The organism is Sorangiineae bacterium MSr12523 (assembly GCA_037157775.1).
In the GTDB taxonomy this organism is placed as follows: domain Bacteria; phylum Myxococcota_A; class Polyangia; order Polyangiales; family Polyangiaceae; genus Pendulispora; species Pendulispora brunnea.
The window spans coordinates 11,813,899-11,832,568 of record CP089982.1; the positions used below are offsets into that span (position 1 = coordinate 11,813,899).

General features: G+C 66.1%; 14 protein-coding genes. 8 read left to right on the forward strand and 6 right to left on the reverse strand.

Translation table 11 applies throughout. From position 1 onward, the window contains the following. Positions 1 to 3 precede the first annotated feature (3 nt). The 3 genes from LZC95_46570 to LZC95_46580 all read right to left on the reverse strand — a co-directional run bounded on the left by LZC95_46570 (position 4) and on the right by LZC95_46580 (position 4,570). Positions 4 to 1,770 (reverse strand): HAMP domain-containing histidine kinase, encoded by a 1,767-nt coding sequence (locus tag LZC95_46570; GenBank protein ID WXA93907.1) that lies wholly within the window; start codon positions 1,768 to 1,770, stop codon positions 4 to 6. A 143-nt stretch (positions 1,771 to 1,913) separates the two neighbouring features. After that, positions 1,914 to 3,137: an SUMF1/EgtB/PvdO family nonheme iron enzyme gene (locus tag LZC95_46575; protein ID WXA93908.1), complete on the reverse strand. Its 1,224-nt coding sequence runs from the start codon at positions 3,135 to 3,137 to the stop codon at positions 1,914 to 1,916. After that, the gene (locus LZC95_46580) at positions 3,134 to 4,570 is read right to left on the reverse strand and encodes a sigma-54 dependent transcriptional regulator (GenBank protein ID WXA93909.1); all 1,437 of its coding nucleotides are present in this window, start codon (positions 4,568 to 4,570) and stop codon (positions 3,134 to 3,136) included. Before LZC95_46580 ends, LZC95_46575 begins: the two co-directional genes overlap by 4 nt. Positions 4,571 to 4,603: 33 nt before the next feature. On the opposite strand from LZC95_46580, the gene LZC95_46585 reads away from it, so the two are divergent. Then, on the forward strand, positions 4,604 to 5,215 hold the full coding sequence (locus LZC95_46585) for a Uma2 family endonuclease (protein ID WXA93910.1): 612 nt from the start codon (positions 4,604 to 4,606) through the stop codon (positions 5,213 to 5,215). 48 nt (positions 5,216 to 5,263) lie between these two features. Next, a complete protein-coding gene (locus tag LZC95_46590; GenBank protein WXA93911.1) occupies positions 5,264 to 6,400 on the forward strand; it encodes an iron-containing alcohol dehydrogenase in 1,137 nt (378 codons plus the stop codon). Between the two features lie 187 nt (positions 6,401 to 6,587). Here the strand turns inward: LZC95_46590 and LZC95_46595 are convergent, their stop codons facing one another. Continuing rightward, a complete protein-coding gene (locus LZC95_46595) occupies positions 6,588 to 7,631 on the reverse strand; it encodes an agmatinase family protein (protein ID WXA93912.1) in 1,044 nt (347 codons plus the stop codon). A 34-nt stretch (positions 7,632 to 7,665) separates the two neighbouring features. On the opposite strand from LZC95_46595, the gene LZC95_46600 reads away from it, so the two are divergent. Beyond that, positions 7,666 to 9,027 carry a glutamine synthetase family protein gene (locus LZC95_46600; GenBank protein WXA93913.1) on the forward strand — a complete coding sequence of 454 codons (1,362 nt, stop codon included), beginning with the start codon at positions 7,666 to 7,668 and terminating at the stop codon, positions 9,025 to 9,027. Here LZC95_46600 and LZC95_46605 read toward each other — a convergent pair. Then, on the reverse strand, positions 8,987 to 10,726 hold the full coding sequence (locus LZC95_46605; protein WXA93914.1) for a hypothetical protein: 1,740 nt from the start codon (positions 10,724 to 10,726) through the stop codon (positions 8,987 to 8,989). The two genes, LZC95_46600 and LZC95_46605, sit on opposite strands and share 41 nt — an antisense overlap. A 59-nt stretch (positions 10,727 to 10,785) precedes the next feature. On the opposite strand from LZC95_46605, the gene aspS reads away from it, so the two are divergent. The 3 genes from aspS to LZC95_46620 all read left to right on the forward strand — a co-directional run bounded on the left by aspS (position 10,786) and on the right by LZC95_46620 (position 14,819). Then, entirely contained in the window at positions 10,786 to 12,672 is a 1,887-nt protein-coding gene (gene aspS / locus LZC95_46610) for an aspartate--tRNA ligase (GenBank protein WXA93915.1), read from the forward strand. A 4-nt stretch (positions 12,673 to 12,676) separates the two neighbouring features. Then, on the forward strand, positions 12,677 to 13,189 hold the full coding sequence (locus tag LZC95_46615) for a hypothetical protein (protein WXA93916.1): 513 nt from the start codon (positions 12,677 to 12,679) through the stop codon (positions 13,187 to 13,189). A 205-nt stretch (positions 13,190 to 13,394) separates the two neighbouring features. Then, a complete protein-coding gene (locus LZC95_46620) occupies positions 13,395 to 14,819 on the forward strand; it encodes a hypothetical protein (GenBank protein ID WXA93917.1) in 1,425 nt (474 codons plus the stop codon). On the opposite strand, the gene LZC95_46625 is transcribed toward LZC95_46620, so the two are convergent. After that, positions 14,816 to 15,850 (reverse strand): hypothetical protein, encoded by a 1,035-nt coding sequence (locus LZC95_46625; GenBank protein WXA93918.1) that lies wholly within the window; start codon positions 15,848 to 15,850, stop codon positions 14,816 to 14,818. The two genes, LZC95_46620 and LZC95_46625, sit on opposite strands and share 4 nt — an antisense overlap. Between LZC95_46625 and LZC95_46630 the strand changes: the two genes are divergently transcribed. Together LZC95_46630 and LZC95_46635 are read left to right on the forward strand one after the other, a co-directional pair. Continuing rightward, positions 15,849 to 16,796, forward strand: a complete 948-nt coding sequence (locus LZC95_46630; protein WXA93919.1) for a hypothetical protein — start codon at positions 15,849 to 15,851, stop codon at positions 16,794 to 16,796. The two genes, LZC95_46625 and LZC95_46630, sit on opposite strands and share 2 nt — an antisense overlap. A gap of 12 nt (positions 16,797 to 16,808) precedes the next feature. After that, a complete protein-coding gene (locus LZC95_46635; protein ID WXA93920.1) occupies positions 16,809 to 18,455 on the forward strand; it encodes an ATP-binding protein in 1,647 nt (548 codons plus the stop codon). The last annotated feature ends 215 nt before the right edge of the window (positions 18,456 to 18,670 follow it).

The following is an 18,670-nucleotide window of genomic DNA, read 5'->3' on the forward strand; positions in this document are numbered from 1 at the left end:
TATCTACGTATTCGACGTTTTCCGGATCTTCACCACGCGCGTCAGCATTTCGCCCGTATCGCTTTCCGCGGGGCGCGGACCACTCTCGGTTTCGAACGTCACGGGGAAACGCACCCAAAACGTGGTGCCCTTGCCCGGCTTCGACATCACCTCCAACGTGCCACCGATGCGCCCGAGAAGCTGCACCACCACCGACAGGCCCACGCCATAGCTATTTTTCGCGCGCGTGTGCGGATCCGAGCCGCCGGGGCGGAACGTCCGCTCGAGATCGTCGGCTTTGATGCCACGGCCCGTGTCGCTCACGCGGATCACCAGAAAGCCGCGGACGCCGTCGACTTCGACGGTGATGGCACCACGATCCGTGTACTTTGCAGCATTCGTTAGAAGGTTGTCCAGCACCCGGTCGAGCAGCAGCGGGTCCATCTCGATCGAACTCGGTGCCTCGCGCGTGGCCACCACGGTGGCGCGCACGTCGTCGCGGCCATGCACCAAAGCACGCACCCGACGTCGCAGGCGTTCCACCAGCCCGGCAACGTCGATGGTGGTCGGCGCCAAAGTCATCATGTTGCGCTGAGCAGTGGCCACCACCATGAGCTCGGCCAGCATGTTTCGCATGTGCGCGATCGCGCTCTCCAAATCTTGGAGGACCAGCTTGCCCTCGGCGTCGAGCAAATCCCTATTTTCGCGCAAAAAATCCGACGAGAATTGAATCGCGGTCAGCGGATTGCGCAAATCATGTGAAAAGCCGAGCAGGGTCTTTTCGCGTGCATCTTGCAGCTGTTCCACGCGTTCGGCGATCTGCGCCAAGGTCGCGGAGCGCTCCACGTTCTCTTCCTCGAGAAGCCGCGTCCATTCCCGCTGCCGCTGGTGCAAAAGGACAATCTCGCGCCTCGCCTCGGCCTCCTCGTTGGCGACCCGGCGCAGGGCATCCGTGACTTCCTCGCGCGTGATGCGGTCGGCGCGGTCGCCGCGAAACATCTCGTACATATGGGCTAGGGCGCCCGACAAGATGGGCAACGTCCAGCCAATGGGCGTGCCGAGCAACCCCGGCGACGCGAGAAACGTGACCAACGCCACCAATGCGAACGTTGTCACCGCGAAAAGTCCAGTGCGGCCGCTGTACCAATAGAAATGGTACTCGCAGCATTTGTCGCCGCGGGCTACGCACGAGTACTCGCGCACCATCGCCTCGGGCATGCCCCAGAGCGTGGGCAACTTGCATGTCTGCGCCTGCCGCGAGAGGCACACGAGCCGGCTCTCGGGTCGCGACGACGTCCAACGGACACGCGCGAAGTTGCGCCCGCGGGCGACCAACTTGAACTCGCCCACACGGGTGTAGAAGCGATTCGACATCTCCAAGGCGCGGAAGACCAAGCTGGGCGCGGGCGCCCAAAGAAGGACGCGTGCGGGACCGTACACCTCGGCCATGCGGTGCGTGCAGGCCACCTTGAACGTCTCGTCGTCGCCCAACGCCGCGCGGGCATTGGAGAGCAGAAGCTCGAGCCGCTCCCACGAAACCCACTTGCTCTTCCCCTCGAAATCCGCCGGGTCGAGCCCACACGATTGCGCAAACGCCTCCAGCTCCTCCCGTCCGCCGCGGTCCTCCAAGTACCGCGCGATGGGCCACATCAGGCGCAGATTGAACTCGGGATCCTCCGTGCGGTTTGGCTGGCGCTGCGAAATGGGCGCAACGGAGATCCGCTCGGGGCCACGTCGTTGAATCTCCCCCAAGGAGCGCGCCCTATTCGGTGTGGGGACGATCTCCGCCATCGGCCTATGCCCTCTGTGCCAGATCGAATCGTACCACTGCGGCGACCGTCTCGGATCGACGCGTGGGGATCGGACATCCTTCCCGAAAGATGTATCCCACGTTGCCGTATGGGACGCGCCAGGTCCCATACGACCAAACGGTCTCAACGCTTTACGGGGCCGACGTCCACCCGACCGTACGCATAGAGGATTTCGCGCAGAAAACTCCCCTTGAGATCCAGGCCGCGCATCCTCAGGTGGCGCGCGTCGCCGAACAGCACGACCTCCGCGGCATCGCGACCGGAGTCGATGCTCGTCAGCACGACCGGCTCCCCACCCGGTGTTGGCGGGACCCGACCGATCATCACGCCGCAGCCCGAGGGCGGTCGCTTCTCGTCGGCCTCCTTGCTGCGCGCGCAGCCGGTCACGATGAACAGTTCCTCGTTGGCCGATGGATGCCATGTCCACGCTTGGCGCGAGACGAAGGGCGCCGCCTCCGATGCACCCCACTTTTTGCTTCCGGCCGCGGCGAACGGCGCGCCGACATCCGCGGGCTTCACGCTTCGCTCGAGTGGCGTGCCGGGCTTCACCACGAGATCGTTCGTCTGCGCGTTGCGCGGACCGGCGCAGCAACGAAAGCCCATGGTTGGTCCCTTGGACGAAGTCGGACGACCGATGGCGTTGGCACAACGCCCTGCAAGCTCGCCGGCGAGCGCGTTGCCTCCGCGCAGTACGCCCAGATTCGACTGCGACGAGCCACGTGCCCAGGGGCTGTCGGTCCACTCCCAGACGCCGCCGTGCATATCCATCGCGCCGAAGTCGCTCTTGCACTGCACGCGCTCGCCGCTGGGTCGCTTGGCGGCGTGTTCGATGGCCACGCCCATGCCGCAGGCCGAAGCGCGGTACGCGTCACCGTATTCGTAGGTGGAATTGTCCGCGCCTTTGCAGGCACGCTCCCACTCGAACTCGGTGCACAGGCGCTTGCCCTTGGCCTCGCACAAGTGAGCGGCATCGTCGTGGGTCACGTTGGATGTGGGAATGGCCCCCGCTTCATTCGGATACGGAAGCGCGTCGATGTAGAAACCGCCCAGCACCATCTCGGTGCCGGGCAACTCTTCGTCCGGCACGCGGGGCACGCGATCGGGCGGCGTGCCCGCGCGCAGCACCCCAGGCGGGATCCACGCCATACCCGGACGCGGCGCCCCCACCGACGACGACGCCGATGGCGTAGGGGAAGAGGCGATGGCCGAACCCGAGGACACGGGTGAGCCCGCGTCGGCGAGCACCTGCGGCTCGCGCTTGGTGCAACCCGGCGCGCAAGCAACGCACGCAACACCGGCAACACCAGCCAGAGCCGCCGTGATCGCGACCCACGTGCGGGAACTCACTCGCCTTTCTCGCCAGCCCCGCCCGCCCCCTCACGCAGCCCGAGCTCTTTCATCTTGAGCTGCAAGCCTTTGCGCGAAATTTTGAGCAGGCGCGCGGCATGCGTGACGTTGCCGCCCGTTTGCAGCAAGGCGCGGCTCACCAGCTCGCGCTCGAGCCGGCTCATCGCCACCTTGACGTGCTCCTTCATGCCGCCCTCGCTCGAGAGCGCGGCCTGCAAGTCCGCCTCGGCCATGGGCACGGGCGACACCGACGGCGAACCCGAACGAAGCTCGGGTGGGAGATCCTGCACGCGCAGCCGCGGCACATCCGAGAAGAGCACGGCGCGCTCGACCACGTTCTCGAGCTCGCGGATGTTGCCCGGCCACGAGTACGTCGTGAGCAGGTCCATCGCCTCGGGCTCGACGCCGACCACGGACTTCTTGAGCCGCTCGTTGAACTTCGCGAGGAAGTGCTCGATGAGGAGCGGGATGTCCGTCGCACGCTCCCGCAGCGCGGGCAGGCGAATGCCGACCACGTTCAGGCGGTAGAACAAATCTTTCCGGAAGGAGCCATGCGCGATGAGCTTCTCGAGATCGCGGTTCGTGGCCGCGACCAGGCGCACATCGACCCGAATCGTCTTGATGCCGCCGACCCGCTCGAACTCGCTCTCCTGCAGGGCGCGCAGCAACTTGACCTGCATCTCCACCGGGATCTCCCCGATTTCGTCCAAGAACAGCGTGCCGCCGCCGGCCAGCTCGAAGCGCCCCGGTTTCGAAGTGACCGCTCCGGTAAATGCACCGCGCTCGTAGCCAAAGAGCTCACTTTCGATGAGTTCCTTGGGAATGGCCGCGCAATTCACCTTGATGAACGGCTTGTCCTTGCGCGACGAGTGATCGTGCAGGGCGCGGGCGACCAGCTCTTTGCCGGTGCCGCTTTCGCCGGTGATGAGCACCGTGGTGGGCGTATCGGCGACCCGCTCGAGCACGGCGTACAGCTCGGTGAGGCCGGGCGAGCTGCCGATGATGCCAAAGCGCGCCCCGGCCCCCGGCTCCGTGGGCGAGGCTTCCTCACCTGCGAGCTGGCGCGTCTTGAGCGCCTTGGCCACGATTTGACGCACTTCGTCTTTGTCGAAGGGCTTGGTCAGGTAATCGAAGGCCCCCAGCTTGAGCGCCTCCACCGCCGTGTCGACCGTACCGTGGGCGGTGATCATGACGATGGGCAGGTCGGGATCTTCGCGGAGGGCTTCGCGAAGGAGCGTCATTCCATCGACCTTGGGCATCTTCAGATCGGTGACGACCAGATCGATATGGTGCTCGCGCAAGAGCTGGAGTCCTTGCTCTCCGTCCTCGGCCGTGAGGACGTCGTACCCGTCGCGCGAGAGTTGGGCCGACAGGATTTTGCGCAGATTCGGCTCATCGTCGACGATGAGCACCTGCTTTCGTTCGGGGAGCATGGGAAGTAGAGCTTACCATGGTAAAATCCCGGCATGGGAAGCGGCGCAAACCCCCGGCGCCCGATGACCATCGAAGAATGGGCAGCCCTCGATGAGGACGTCGAGGGGGAATTCGTCGACGGGTACCTCGAGGAAGAGGAGATGCCGAGCTTCCTTCATGGTTTGGTCAATGGTTGGCTGGTCGAAAACTTGCGGCGCTGGGCGCGCCGGCGGGGCGGGTTCGTGGCCAGTTCTGACGCGAAATACGCCGTTTCCTCGACCCGGGGCCGAAAACCCGACGCCGCCGTGTACCTGGACGGGCGCAAGCCGACCGCCGAAGGGCTGATTCACGACCCGCCGGACTTGGTTTTCGAGGTGGTGTCGCACAACCCGCGCGACGCCCGGCGGGATCGCATCCATAAGCTGCAGGAATATGCCGCTTTCGGGATCAAGCTGTACGGCATCATCGACCCAGCCCTACGCTCGCTCGAGGTATTCGAATTGGGCGCAGACGGCCGCTATGTGCGCGCGGTGGGCGCCAGCGAAGGGTGCGTGTCGAACATACCGGGGTGCGGTGTCCTTTTGCTCGACCTGGACGAACTCTGGCGGGAGGTCGACGATTTGTTGGCGGCGGAAAGAGACAGCACCGTCGGCACGGGTGGATGAGGCGAATCGCCCTTCCGAGGAAAGTGGCAAGCGTGATAGCCCCAGGACATGAGCGATCTGGTGACTTGGAGCTTTCCGACGACGATTGTTTACGGTAATGGCGCGCTTTCCACGCTCGGAGACCACGTCAAGCGCCTCGGCGCGAAGCGGGCGCTCGTCGTAGCCGATGCAGGGGTGGTGAAAGCCGGCATCGTCGCCAACGTCACGGAGACGTTGAAGAAAGCAGGGATCGCGGCGGCCGTTTTCGACGGCGTCGATCCGAACCCGGTGGAGAAGAACATTTTCGACGGCGTGGAGGCCTACAAGGCCCACAAGGCCGATATCATCATTTCCGTAGGCGGCGGCTCCCCGCTGGACGCGGGCAAATTGATTGCGCTCAAGACGACGCACGAGCGCCCGCTGGTCGATTACGACGACGCCACCGGCGGCGATAAGTTCATTACGACGAATGTACCGCCGACCATCGCGATTCCGACGACGGCGGGCACGGGCAGCGAAGTGGGTCGCTCGGGCGTGGTCACCTTGGCGGCGACGGGCCGCAAGACGGTGATCTTCAGCCCCTACTTGCTTGCCAAGGCAGCGATTCTGGATCCCGCGCTCACGGTGAGCATGCCCGCGTCGGTCACGGCGGCGACGGGCTTCGATGCGCTCACGCACTGCCTCGAGGCCTACTGTTCCTTGGGTGACCATCCGATGGCCGACGGGATTGCGCTGGCCGGGCTCGAGCTGGTGGCGAAGTACCTCGCCCGCGCGGTGCGCAAGGGCGACGATCTCGAGGCGCGCGGTGCGATGATGAAGGCCGCCATGATGGGCGCGGTCGCGTTCCAGAAGGGTCTCGGCGCGTGCCATTCGCTGGCGCACCCGCTCTCGAGCGAAAAAGGTTTGCACCACGGGTTGGCGAACGCGCTCTGTTTGCCGGCGGTGGTCGAGTTCAACCAATCGACGATTCCGGAGCGCCTCGAGCGCGTCCGCGTCATCCTCGATCCCCGCGCCGAAACCGCCGCCGACGCCCTGCGCACCCTGCGCTCCGAACTGGGCCTCCCGGGCGGCCTCGCCATGCGCGGCGTCACCACCGCCGACATCCCGAAGCTCGCCGACAAAGCCATCATCGACGCCTGCCACCGCTGCAACCCCCGCCCCACCACGCGCGAAGACCTAGTGAAACTCTACGAAGCCTCGATGTAACGGCCGGAGAGATTGAACAGGGAGAGGGGGAGGCGGGGAGGGAAACAACGCGAATCCCACCGGGTGCCTAGGCTTTTTTTGGGTTTTCAGTTGGCCCAGTGGGCGCATTGAAAACCAAATTAGCCTCGGTGCGCGGTGGGATTCGTGCCGTATCCCTCCCCGCCTCCCCCCCTCCCTGTAAAATCTTCTAGCTTTTCATCGAGCGGAGGGTCCAGCCGATGAGTTTGTAGAGGATGCGGGCGCCGACGTTGCCGTCCCATTCGTCGTCGCTATTTGGGGAGGGGGCGACTTCGTTGAGGTCGAAGCCGACGATGCGCTTTTTGGCTTCGACGACGGCGCGCAATAAAGCGGAGGCTTCGTGGAAGGCCAGGCCGCCGGGGACGGGGGTGCCGGTGTTGGGGCAAAGGACCGGATCGAGGCCGTCGATGTCGAAGGAGACGTAGACGTCATCGGGGAGCTCGCGGGCGATGCGGGCGAAGTGGTCGTCGATTTGGCCGCGGCGGCGGGAGGCGGCGAGGTCCACGTCGTAGAAGGTACGGATCTTTCCGCCGCTCCCCTCGATGCGGTCGTGCTCCTCCTCGCAGAGATCGCGGATGCCCACTTGCACGAGGCGTGAAACGCCGGGAATCTCACGGGTGACGGACTCCATGATGGAGGCGTGGGAGTACTCGAAGCCCTCGTAGGCGTGTCGCAGATCCGCGTGTGCATCCACGTGCAGGATCCCCAGGCCGGGGTATGCCTCCGCGTGCGCGCGGATGGTGCCGTACGGCGTCGAATGATCGCCGCCGACCAGGCCCACGATCTTCTTCCGCGCGATCCACTGGCGCGCGGTTTCGTAGACCATATCGTTCACGCGCCGGCTCACCGCGTTCACCTTGGCCAGGCGCGCGGCCAACGGCGATCCCGCTTCGACCCGCCCGCCCTCGGCGATGATCGCCTCCGCATCCACACGCGCCTCGCGGTTCCAGATGCGGATCTCCTCGTTTTCGTCGAGCAGCGCGATCTTCGCCTCGTAAGGCCGCCCCGTCTCGATGTCGAAGAGATCGACCTGCCGCGAAGCCTCTAGAATGGCCTGCGGCCCCTTGTGCGTGCCCGCCCGGTACGATGTCGTGACGTCCCACGGGACGGGAATGAGGACCACACCGGCTTCCTCGGGCGAATCGGAGAGGCCGAAAACTCCCGAATCCGCGGGCGCGGCGGCATTCGGGTCGAAGGGGCGATCATGCGGCATGCGCGCTCGTTTAGCATACGGTAGCCTCGGCACCATGCGAGACGGGACGAACCTGAGGGCGGAGTTCGAGGCGCGGGGTATTCGCAAGGTCAAGGTCGGCGGCTTCGACGTCGACGGAGTCTTGCGCGGCAAATACGTTGCGCTCGACAAATTCTGGAGCGCGCTCGAGCACGGATTTGGCTTTTGCGACGTCATTTTCGGCTGGGACATCGCGGACGTGCTCTATGACAATGCCAAGGTCACCGGGTGGTCGACCGGCTACCCCGATGCGCACGCGCGCATCGATCCCGAGACCTTCCGCGTGATCCCCTGGGAACCGGACACCGCGGCCTTCCTCGTCGACTTCGTCCAGAAGGACGGCTCGGCCCATGCGGCCTGTCCGCGCTCGCTCTTCAAAAGCGTGCTCGCCCGCGCCCAATCGCGCGGCTTCGATCCGGTGTTCTCCGCCGAGTACGAGTTTTTCATCTTTCGCGAAAGCGCCGAGTCTCTGCACGAAAAGGGATTTCGCAACCTCACGCCGCTTTCGCCGGGCATGTTCGGCTATTCCTGGGTGCGCGAAGGGCAGCACGCGGAACTGCTCCACGACATCATGGATCGCATGGCGGCCTTCGACATCCCCATCGAGGGCCTGCACACGGAAACCGGCCCCGGGGTCTACGAAGTCGCCCTCCGCTACGACGCCGCATTGCGCATGGCCGACAAGGCGGCGCTCTTCAAAACGGCGATGAAACAGCTTTGCGCGAGCCGCGGACTCTCCGTGACGTTCATGGCAAAGTGGAATGCCGACTTGCCCGGAGCAAGTGGCCATTTGCATCAATCGCTTTGGCGGCGCAGCGACAAGACGAATGCCTTTTACGATCCGAGCGATCCGCAAAAGTTGAGCAAGATCGCGCGCCATTACGTGGGCGGGCAAATCGCCAACATGGCGACGCTCACCGCGCTCTATTCGCCGACCATCAACAGCTACAAGCGCTACGTCCCCGGCGTGTGGGCGCCGCTGACCGCGTCCTGGGGCGTGGAGAACCGCACGTGCGCCATCCGCGCCATCCCCGGCGACGAGAAATCCACGCGGCTCGAATACCGCCAGACCGCCGCCGACATGAATCCGTACATCGCCATGGCCGCGTGCCTCGGCGCGGGTCTCTGGGGCATCGAGAACGAGGTGGAGCCGCCCGCCGAGGGCAAGGGCGACACCTCGGGCGAAGGGTCCGGCTTCCAGAGCTTGCCGCGCACCCTCAAAGACGCCACGGCGCTTCTTTCACGCTGCAACGAGGCACGCGCCATTCTCGGCGAGCCCTTCGTCGACCATTACGTGCGCACCCGCGATTGGGAGGTACGCCAGTACGAGCGCGTCGTCACCGAGTGGGAACTGCGCCGCTATTTCGAAGCTGTGTGACGGCGCGCAAGTCCTCCTCGGTGCGGGAGGCGAGCTCGCGCTCGTGGGTGGCCGCGAGCGCCTCGGCCCGCGATTGAAGCGGCACGGCCACGATCGCGCGCACATCGGGGTTCTCCGGCGCCGCGAGCAGCTGCTCCCAGCGCTCGCGCACCGGAGAAAATGCCTCGAGCGCGCGTTTGCGCTCCAAGGTGCTGCGCGGCTCGGGGTGAAAAAGATCGACCGCGCCGCTCGCGATCAGATGCCGCGCGATGCTCTTGTCCCAGGCGGGCTCGAACAGCACGGCGAGCGGACGCTCGCTGGCCAAGGTCGTGAGGGCCCACTCGCTGGGAAGCCCATTCAAGGCCATGTCGCGGAAAAACGCGGCGAGCTTTGGCTCGCGTGCCAGCTCGCGCATCGCCGGGCGCGCGTTCAGATGCGCCGTGGAGACCACGGCCAGATCGCCGCGAAGCAAATGCGACGCCCGCAGCGCGGCCAGATGCTCGAGAAAGCGCCCGTCGCTGGCCAGCAGCACGGTGCGCGCCGGAAGCCCGCCGAACAGCGCCTCGTGCCACGCCACCTGCGCCGCGCGCGTGCGCTCCTCGGAGCGAAGCGTGGCCTCGTCGAACAGGACCACCGGGAACGTCAGCTCGAGCAGCACGATCATCGCGGCACTCGCCGATGCCAGAGGAACCTGCGCGCGATGCACCATGCGCACGAGCTCGTGCATCGCCACGGCGGAGAGCAAGGCCAACCCGGCCACGCCGGCCAAGATCACCGGCCCGAAGTGCGTCGGCCCCACCGCCGCCGCACCGCAGGCAATCGCGCCGGCGCTCGCCCCGACCACGCCCACGAGGCCCATGGCCAGCGGACGGGCGCCCGCCGCGAGAAGCGCCGCCACCGTGCCCGCCGCCGCCAACGCGAGGGCCAGCCACCCGAGCTGCGCGTGCGCGACGAACATCGGGTGCGCGGGCAGCGCCTCCAGGTCGAACCAAGGCACCGTCGCGAAAAACGCCGTCCGCGGACGGCGCACCGCCAATAGAACGAGGGGCCCCAGCGCCGCGGCGACCAACGCCAGCTCGCGTGGCCCGGGCCGCGCCGGCCGACGGCCTTGCAGAAACGCGGTTCCTCCGGCGAAGAGCGCCCCCACGACCGCCGCAGCCCCCGCCCAAGGCTCGTAAATCAAGGCGGACAGCGTGAAAAACGCCGTCCACACCGCCCGCTGCGAGCCCGCCGCCCACACCGCGAGCAGCACCAACAGCGCGCCCGCCGTCGCGCCGCCCGGTGCGAGGGCCTCGGTTTGCCAGGCCATCGACAGCGCCGCCATGGCCGACGCGATGGCCGCCACCGCGGGACCAAGCCACCGCGTCGGTGCGCACGCCGCGAGCAGCGCCCGGGCCATCCCGTACATCACCGCCCCGGCCAGACCGCACACCACCGCCGACGCCAACGCCGCCCGAAAGACCTGGGTGCCGATGGGCAGCATCAAAAAAGGCGCCGCAATCCAGGCATCGAGCGCCTGCCAGGGCCCGGCCCAACCCAGGCCCACCGTGCGGATCACCCCGCCATCGTGCGCGGCATCGGCCACGTTTTCCGCGTGCAGCACGGCTGTAAGCGCCGGAAAAACGGCAGCCGCGGCCAGCGTTGCCTGCTCGAAACGCGTCCCCATCCGCGCCCGAGGGAACACCAGATCGCGAAAGCGTTCCAACTTTCGCGATGACACGGCGAGGCATAGAATGCCCGACCCGTTTACCTTTTCATATTTTCGAAGCGAGGTCGGCCTTGGCCAGGTTCATCGACGAGCTGAAACGCAACGCGCACTGCGGACAACTCCGCGCACAAGACGAGGGCAAAGAAGTCGTTCTCTTTGGCTGGGTCGCCAGCTATCGCGATCACGGCGGCTGCGTCTTCGTCGATTTGCGCGACCGCGAGGGCATCACGCAGCTCGTGTTCGATCCGAATCGCAGCGGCCATGGCGATCTGCCCAAGGCCGCCTACGAGCTCGCCCAGTCGCTCCGCTCGGAGTGGGTCATCGGCGTGCGCGGCCTCGTCGTCGGCCGCGGCTCGAACAAGAACCCGCGCCTGCCCACCGGCGAAATCGAGGTCCACGTCATCGAGCTCGGGGTCTTCAACAAGGCCGAAACGCCGCCCTTCGAGATCATCGACGAGCTGGACACCTCCGAGGAAAAGCGCCTTCAGTACCGCTACCTCGACCTGCGCCGCGCGCCGCTGCAGCGCACGTTGCGCATCCGCCACCGCCTGCACCAGGCGACGCGCCGCTACTTCGACGACAAGGGCTTCCTCGAGCTCGAGACGCCCTTCATGGTGAAGTACACGCCCGGCGGCGCGCGCAACTTCCTCGTCCCCAGCCGCGTGCACCAAGGCAAATTCTACGCGCTGGCGGAGAGCCCGCAGCTCTTCAAGCAGCTGTACATGGTGGCGGGCTTCGACCGCTACTTCCAGATCGTCAAATGCTTCCGCGACGAGGACCCGCGCCTCGATCGCCAGCCCGAGTTCACCCAGATCGACGTCGAGATGTCCTTCGTCAGCCAGGACGACGTCTTCCGCACCATGGAAGGCCTCATCTTCGCGCTGTGGAAGGAAGCGCTGGGCATCGACCTGCACGATCTCTACCCGGAGGGCCGCTTCCCGGAGATGCCCTTCGAGGAGTCGATGAAGTACTACGGCAACGACAAGCCGGACCTTCGCTTCGACTTGCCCCACACGGATCTCACGGGCGTGGTCATCGACCACGGCGGCGGCGGCATCCCCTTCTTCAAGGACATCGCCGAGAAGTTCACCAAGGGCACCTACCGCCGCGATCTTCCTGCGGAAATCGTGAAGGCGCTGCGCGTCCCCGCGTCGGTGGGGGGCAATTCGCTCTCGCGCACCGAGGTGGACAAGCTCGAGGAGTTCGTGAAGGGCATGGGCGCCAAAGGCCTGGCCCGCGCCAAGGTCGACGCCGAGGGCAACTGGACACAGTCGCCGCTGGCCAAGACGGTCACGCCGGAGATGCGCAAGGCCATCAACGAGGCCGTCGGCGCCAAGGATGGCGACTTGATCCTCTTCCAGTTCGGCAAAGAGAGCGTCGTGCAGACGGTCATGGCCAACCTGCGCGTGCACCTGGCCAAGAAGCTCAAGTTGATCCCCGAGGTCGGCCACGGCGGGAAGTTCAAGTTCCTCTGGGTCGTGAACCCGCCCCTGTTCGAGTACGACGACGAGGCGAAGAAGTGGGTCGCCGCCCACCATGCCTTCACGCGCCCGCACGACGGGAACGTCGACTTGATCGACACGGATCCGGGCAAGGTGCTCTGTCACCGTTACGATCTCGTGCTCAACGGCTTCGAGATCGGCGGCGGTTCGATCCGTCTCCACGATCCCGCGGTGCAGGCCAAGGTGTTCGCGGCCATGGGCATCGGCGAGGAGGAAGCGCGGCAAAAGTTCGGCTTCTTGCTCGATGCGCTCAAGTTCGGCGCACCGCCGCACGGCGGCATCGCCGTGGGCATGGACCGCTTGGCCATGCTCGTTTCCGGCGCCGAAAGCCTGCGCGACGTGATCCCTTTCCCCAAGACGCAAAAGGGAACGGACTTGATGACCGACGCCCCGACGCGTCCCAGCCCCGATCAACTCACGGAGCTTCGCATCCGTGTGATCGAGCCCCAGAGCTGACACCATGCTGCATCCCCCGAAAAAGCGCGCTTCTTCGATCGTGCGGGCCGCCGTGGTCTCGGCGCTCGCCGTCGGTTTGGGCATCGCGGCGCTCGCATCGTGCGACGATGGCTCGCACGCCTACGGTGCACGCGCGTACGATCGCGCGCGGGGATGCCTCGGGCCAACGCAGTCCCTCGACGTCGTGTCGGGGGACGATCCCGGCTCGAACTGCGCCATCAAGTGCCTCGTCCCTCGCTCATCGGGAGCGGGGGCCGAGACGGCCGTGTACGTGAGCCGGCAGTGTCCTCCGTACCCTCCTCAGTTCGATACCAGTGGTCTGCAGCCCGGCTGCGTCGAGGCGATTGCCGCCTTGGAGCGCGGTGCCTTTTGCCTCACCGATGGCGGATCGTCGCAACCTCCGCCCGACGCGGGCAGCACGAACGACGGCGGAACCACACAAGACGCGACGATCGATGCCCCGACCGATGCGGCCGATGCGAGTGACGCCAGCGATGGCAATGTCACAGATGCCTAACGATGCATGACAGCGCGATCACGTGAGAGCGTGATCAGTAATGCTGCTGGAGCGTGCGAAGGTGTACCGTACCGTCGCACCTTAAGCCCCGTTCATCGTGCAAAAAGAGGTGTGTAGCGAGAGAGCCTGCTACGTTTAGTCGTCGTAGCAACACGCTCGATTCCATCCCCCTTAGCCTTTTCGGAATACCCAAGGAGGGTTCGCTATGCCTCGAAGGACTTTGCTGGTGGCCTTGCCGGCGATCGCGTCGATCGTCGCAGTGATTGCACAAGGCTGCAGCACCGGCACCGAAGACATGTCCGAGTTCCCCAACTTATCGCAGTCGGGCAACGGTGGCCCGAACGGGAACGACGACGGCGGCGGCGTGAGCATCGGGGAAGGCGGCATCGGGAGCGGAAGGGATGCGAGCTGGGATGGAACCGCGTGCGCAGGCGCGCGCGCCGAAGCGTTCCGCGTACCCGTCTACATGCAGATCGTGCAGGACGGCTCGGGAAGCATGGATGCCTACAACGGCGATCCGCCCAACACGTACATCCCGGGCGGCCGCGAAAAGGATCCTCTCAATCCGAACCGCCCCGCCAAGAGGGATGACGGAAAGAACCCCTGCCCGCTCATCGGTGCGTGCGATGAATCCTGGTTCGGCCTGACCGGCAAGAAGTGGCTCGCGGCCCGCGGATCGCTCGGCTCCTTCGTCGACTCCTTGTCCAACGAACAGAACACGACGTTCGGCGTTGGCTTCCTCTTGTTCTCCAGCACGGAGCCGGCCAACGGTGGCGACTACTCGAGGATCGACATCCCCATCAACAGGGTGGATGCGAACCAAGCTGCGAGCATCAAGCAGCGCATGGCGCCGAAGTCCAACGGCGCGGCAACGGTGTACCCGCAGGGTGGTACCCCGCTCTATGCGTCCATCACCGGCCAAGGCGCCGTGTTGGCCAGGTTCGATCCGGCCAACCCGCCCACGTCGCTGGCCAGCGGCGGCAAACGGGTGCTCGTGGTCATCACCGACGGCGTCCCCTCGCCGCGTGAAGGCTACTCGCAACCGCAGGAAAACGAGGCCGTGCGCCAGGCCGTGGCCGCACTGAAAGCGGGCAACCCGTCCATCACGACCTATGTCATCGGCGTGGGCGATCCTACATCGGACGTGGGCGACTACGACGAGGGACTCCTCGGAAAGATGGCCGTGGCCGGCGGCAGCCCCGCGCCCGGGTGCAACCCAAACTGGGCCGACGGCGATCCCAACAGCATCCCGTGCCATTTCCAGATCACCCCCGGCGAACGCAATTCGCAGCAGATTGCCGCCGACTTCATTCGCGCGATGAACTCCATCCGCGACATCGTCGTGCCTTGCGACTTCCCCTTGGAGAAATCCTCGGCCGACGCGGGCCAGATCGATCCCGAGCGGGTCAACGTGGTGTACGAGCCCGGCAACGGCGGCGCGCCGCAGCAGCTCAAACACGATTCCTCCAATGGCTGGATTTACAACAACTACAACGCCGACGCGGGCGAGCTGCCCTCGAAGATCACGTTGAACGGCGCCTCGTGCAACACGCTGCGGAGTGATCCCGGCGGCAAGATCCGCATCGTCTTGGGCTGCAAGACCGACGATCCGGTCATCAAGGTCAACTAGCGGCGGAGCAGGGCGCGCAACGCGGCCATCGGATCGAAGCCCAAGGCGCCGGACACGGTCACGTCGGCACCGGTGGCGGCCGATCCGAGGCGCTTGCGCATGCTCTGCACCACCGGCTCGAACCAACCGATGCGCGCCGTGAAATTGCGCAGGCCTTCCAGCGCATAGCGCGAAACGTCGACCCCGAGCGCAAGCCCCACCGCGCTCGGGATGGGCGTCACCACCACGTCGCGCAAGGCCACCGCGCGGCCCCACGCCCCGGGACGCGGATCGATCTGCAGCTCGCGAAAGCGTTCCACCTCCGCGAAAAAGCCCAGCGAGAGCGGCCCGTAATGATCCTCGACCGCGCGCACGAGGTGGCGGTAATCGCGGCGCCACTCGCCCGAAAGCACGCCCATGGCGGGGCGCAGCTCGTCGGGTCCGGCGAGCACGTCGAACCCGCGCCCGCGCCGCCGCGCCACGAAGGCGGTCCACAGTTCCTCGTCCTTGAACATGCCCAGCGCGATGGTGTGCCCGTCGGCGCAGATCGATCCGATGGTGCGGTCGATCATCGGCGGCGTGGGCACGGGCACGCCGTGCAGCCTTCGCGGCCAGCTCTCGATGCCGCCCTCGCGGATCATCTCGCGCACGATGGTCACCAGGAGCAGCGCCTGCTGCGTGATGTCGTCCCCGCGCCGCGTGCGCGCGCCGAAGCGCTCCATCACTTCATCGAGCGCCCCGCGCTCCGCGGCAATGCCCCAACTCGCGCGCTGCGAATTGGCCAGCTCGGCCAGCGAAAAGGGCGGCGCATCGGGCGCGGGCGGCGGTGGCGGGGCAATCCGCCCTTTGGCCGTGTGAATCAGCTTCAGCACGGTGTCCTTTTCCACGATGGCGATCACCCCGCCGCGCGGCCGCGTCGGCTCCGCCTCGACCTTGACCGCCCGCGGCTTCCACAGATCGAGAAAACGCGACCAGTCTTCCGTCTTCCACCCTTCGAAACGCACATCCGCGGTGAGCACGGCGACCGAGCATAGACTAGATTGACGCGCCATGCCGATCACCGCCGAGGCCCTCTTTCGGACCCACTTCTTGCCGCTCTACCCGCCCGATGTGCAGGGCGACCTGGCGCGCGCCCGAACTGTGGATGCCAATCCAGGGAAAAACCCAGCCATTTTGGCGCACCTGGAGGATGCCGCGCGCATCTTCGTGGCCCGCGCCGACACCTTGTTGGGGCGTGAGGTCCACCTCGATTTCACCGACGCGAGCGTCCATCGCTTGAGCGCAGCGCTCACGCCGGAGCGGCGCGACGCGTGGCGGGTGGCGGGTGAGGCGGGCACGGCCGAGAATGAGCTGTTCAACGTGGTGGTGCACGGCGCCGCCTACGTCGGTGCGTGCATTCTGCATGATTCACGGCGCCAAGCGCACTGGGCGGTGCGAAGGCCGCTCTGGGAGAGCGTCATCGAGCTCGTCTCCCCGGCGGGCGAGGCGCAGCTCGCGATCTTCCAGTGGTGGCTCAAATCGCTGGCCGACGACGATGCGGGCACCTTGGCCGATCGCTACCGCACCCATGTGGAGGTTCCGACCTGGCCAGCCACGTCGCTCCCGAGCATCGCGCCAAAGGAGCGGCGCCTACCGCGCATCGCCAAAGGCGTTCGCTACGATGTACTGTACAAACATCTCAAGGCGCACCTTCCCGAGTTGCGCGATCTTGGAAAAGATTTTCCCAGCGCCGAACGCTTTTCCGAGCTCGGGCTTCGCTGGCTGGATTTTCTGCTGCTCGGCGAAGGCGACGAGGGGCGCATGCTCCTCATGTACGGACCGGGCGAGGGCGGCCTTCATTTGATATGGCTCGATCGCTCGGGCTTTCACAAGTCGTCGTTCATCCCCGCGGAATCGTTCCCCGATCCGGTGGTGAAGACCGAAGACGATCAGCTCGTGATCGTCGTGTCATGGGAGAAGAAGCCCGTCGTCCATCGGATGCTCTGGTGGGGACCGTAGTACACTGAGGTCGTGCGTATTCCGGGTAAGACCGAGCGGCGACTCGCGCTGGCCATTTTGCTGTCGGCGATGCTGCCGCTCCTCGTGGCGATGCTCTTCGCCAATTCGCTCTTCCGGCAAGCCTCCTCCATCTGGTTCAACCCGGAGGTGGGGCAGCAGCTCGATCGGGGCGTCGCCGTCTACAAAGATTACGTCAAGGCCATCCGCGATGACATGAAGCACCAGGCCGACGCCATCGCGGCCGACGAGGTGCTGCGCGAGGCCGCCGAGCACCGCAACACGGAGCTCGTCGAAGCGCAGCTCGATGCGCTCTTTCCGCGGTACCCGTCGCTGGTCGAGCTCCACATCTTCGATCCGGAGAACCGCCCCCTCGCCTCGCGCGATCGCGGCCGGCCGGTGGACGAGGCCTCCGAGCGAAGCCTGGAGCAACGCCGTTCGCTGTCGACGGACGCCACGCCGCCCATGCTGGTGGCCACCTTCGCCATCGATCGGCAGCGCCTCGACGAATTGGAGCGCGACGGCGCGGTGGTGACGACCTTCCACCAGCTCGAGGCCTCGCGCGGGGAGCTTTATCAGGGCTACCTCTTGGCTTTCGCGGCACTGCTCGGGATCACGTTTTTGGTGACCATCATGCTCGGCACTTTGCTCGCACGCGGGGTCACGTTGCGCATCAACCGGCTGGCGGCGGCCATCAACTTGGTGGCGCAGGGCGATCTCAGTGTGCGCGTGCCGGTGACCGGCTCCGACGAGCTGACCGATCTCGCGCGCACCTTCAATCGCATGATCACCGAGATGGGCCAATCGCGCGCGCGCATCGAGTTTCTCCAGCGCATCGGCGCCTGGCAGGAGATGGCGCAGCGCCTGGCCCACGAGATCAAGAATCCGCTGACGCCCATCCAGCTTGCCGTGCAGGAGTGCCACCGCAAGTACGCCGGCGAGGATCCTCGCTTCCGGGCCCTGCTCGATACGACGCTGGAGATCGTCGAGGAAGAAGTGGGCACGTTGCGCCGCCTGGTGGGCGACTTTTCCAACTTCGCGCGCCTGCCCAACGTGGAGCTCAAGGAGTCGAGCCTGCGCGAGTTTTTGCGCGAGTGCTCCGAGCAGCTCTCGCACCTCGAGGAAACGAGCATCCCGGGCGAGGGCGCCTTCACCGATCTTGCAGCCAACGTGGACATCACCTGGGACGTGCCCGACGAGCCGCTCACCGCGGCCATCGACCGCCAAATGCTGCGCCGTGTGCTCGTGAACCTGGTGCGCAACTCCGTCCAGGCGATCCGCGATGCCGCGCCCGAGGCCGCGCGCACCTCGGAGGCGAGCGTCATCGGGCACGTGCAGGTGAAGGCGTTGGCCGAGGAAGATGGCGCGATCATCACCATCGACGACGACGGCCCCGGCGTCCCCGAGGAAGCGCGCAGCCGCATCTTCGATCCGTACTTCACGACGAAACACGACGGCACGGGCCTGGGCCTAGCCATCGTGAAGAAGATCGTCGTCGAACACGGCGGCGGCATCGACGTCACCGAAAGCCCCTTGGGCGGCGCCCGTTTCATCGTGCACCTCCCCCGCACCACCGCCCAAGCCGAAACCCGCGCCCGCAAGGCCCGCGAGGGCGCGATCTCCCGCCCCTTGTCCACCACCGGCGGCGTCTCCCGCGATTAGCCGCTATACTTCTGCACATGGCGGACGAGCGCATCAACCCTTCGCCGTCTCCACATCGAAATCGGTGAACGCGCCGAAGAGGTCGTTCGCTGCATGACCATCCCCTGCATCGCCACCGACCCGTGAAGCCGGTTCCCCGTGGGTTGCGGACGCAACGGAATCGTTGCCGCGGCATCCCGAGTTCGTGAACATTTGCGCGTAGTCGCCGAAACCTT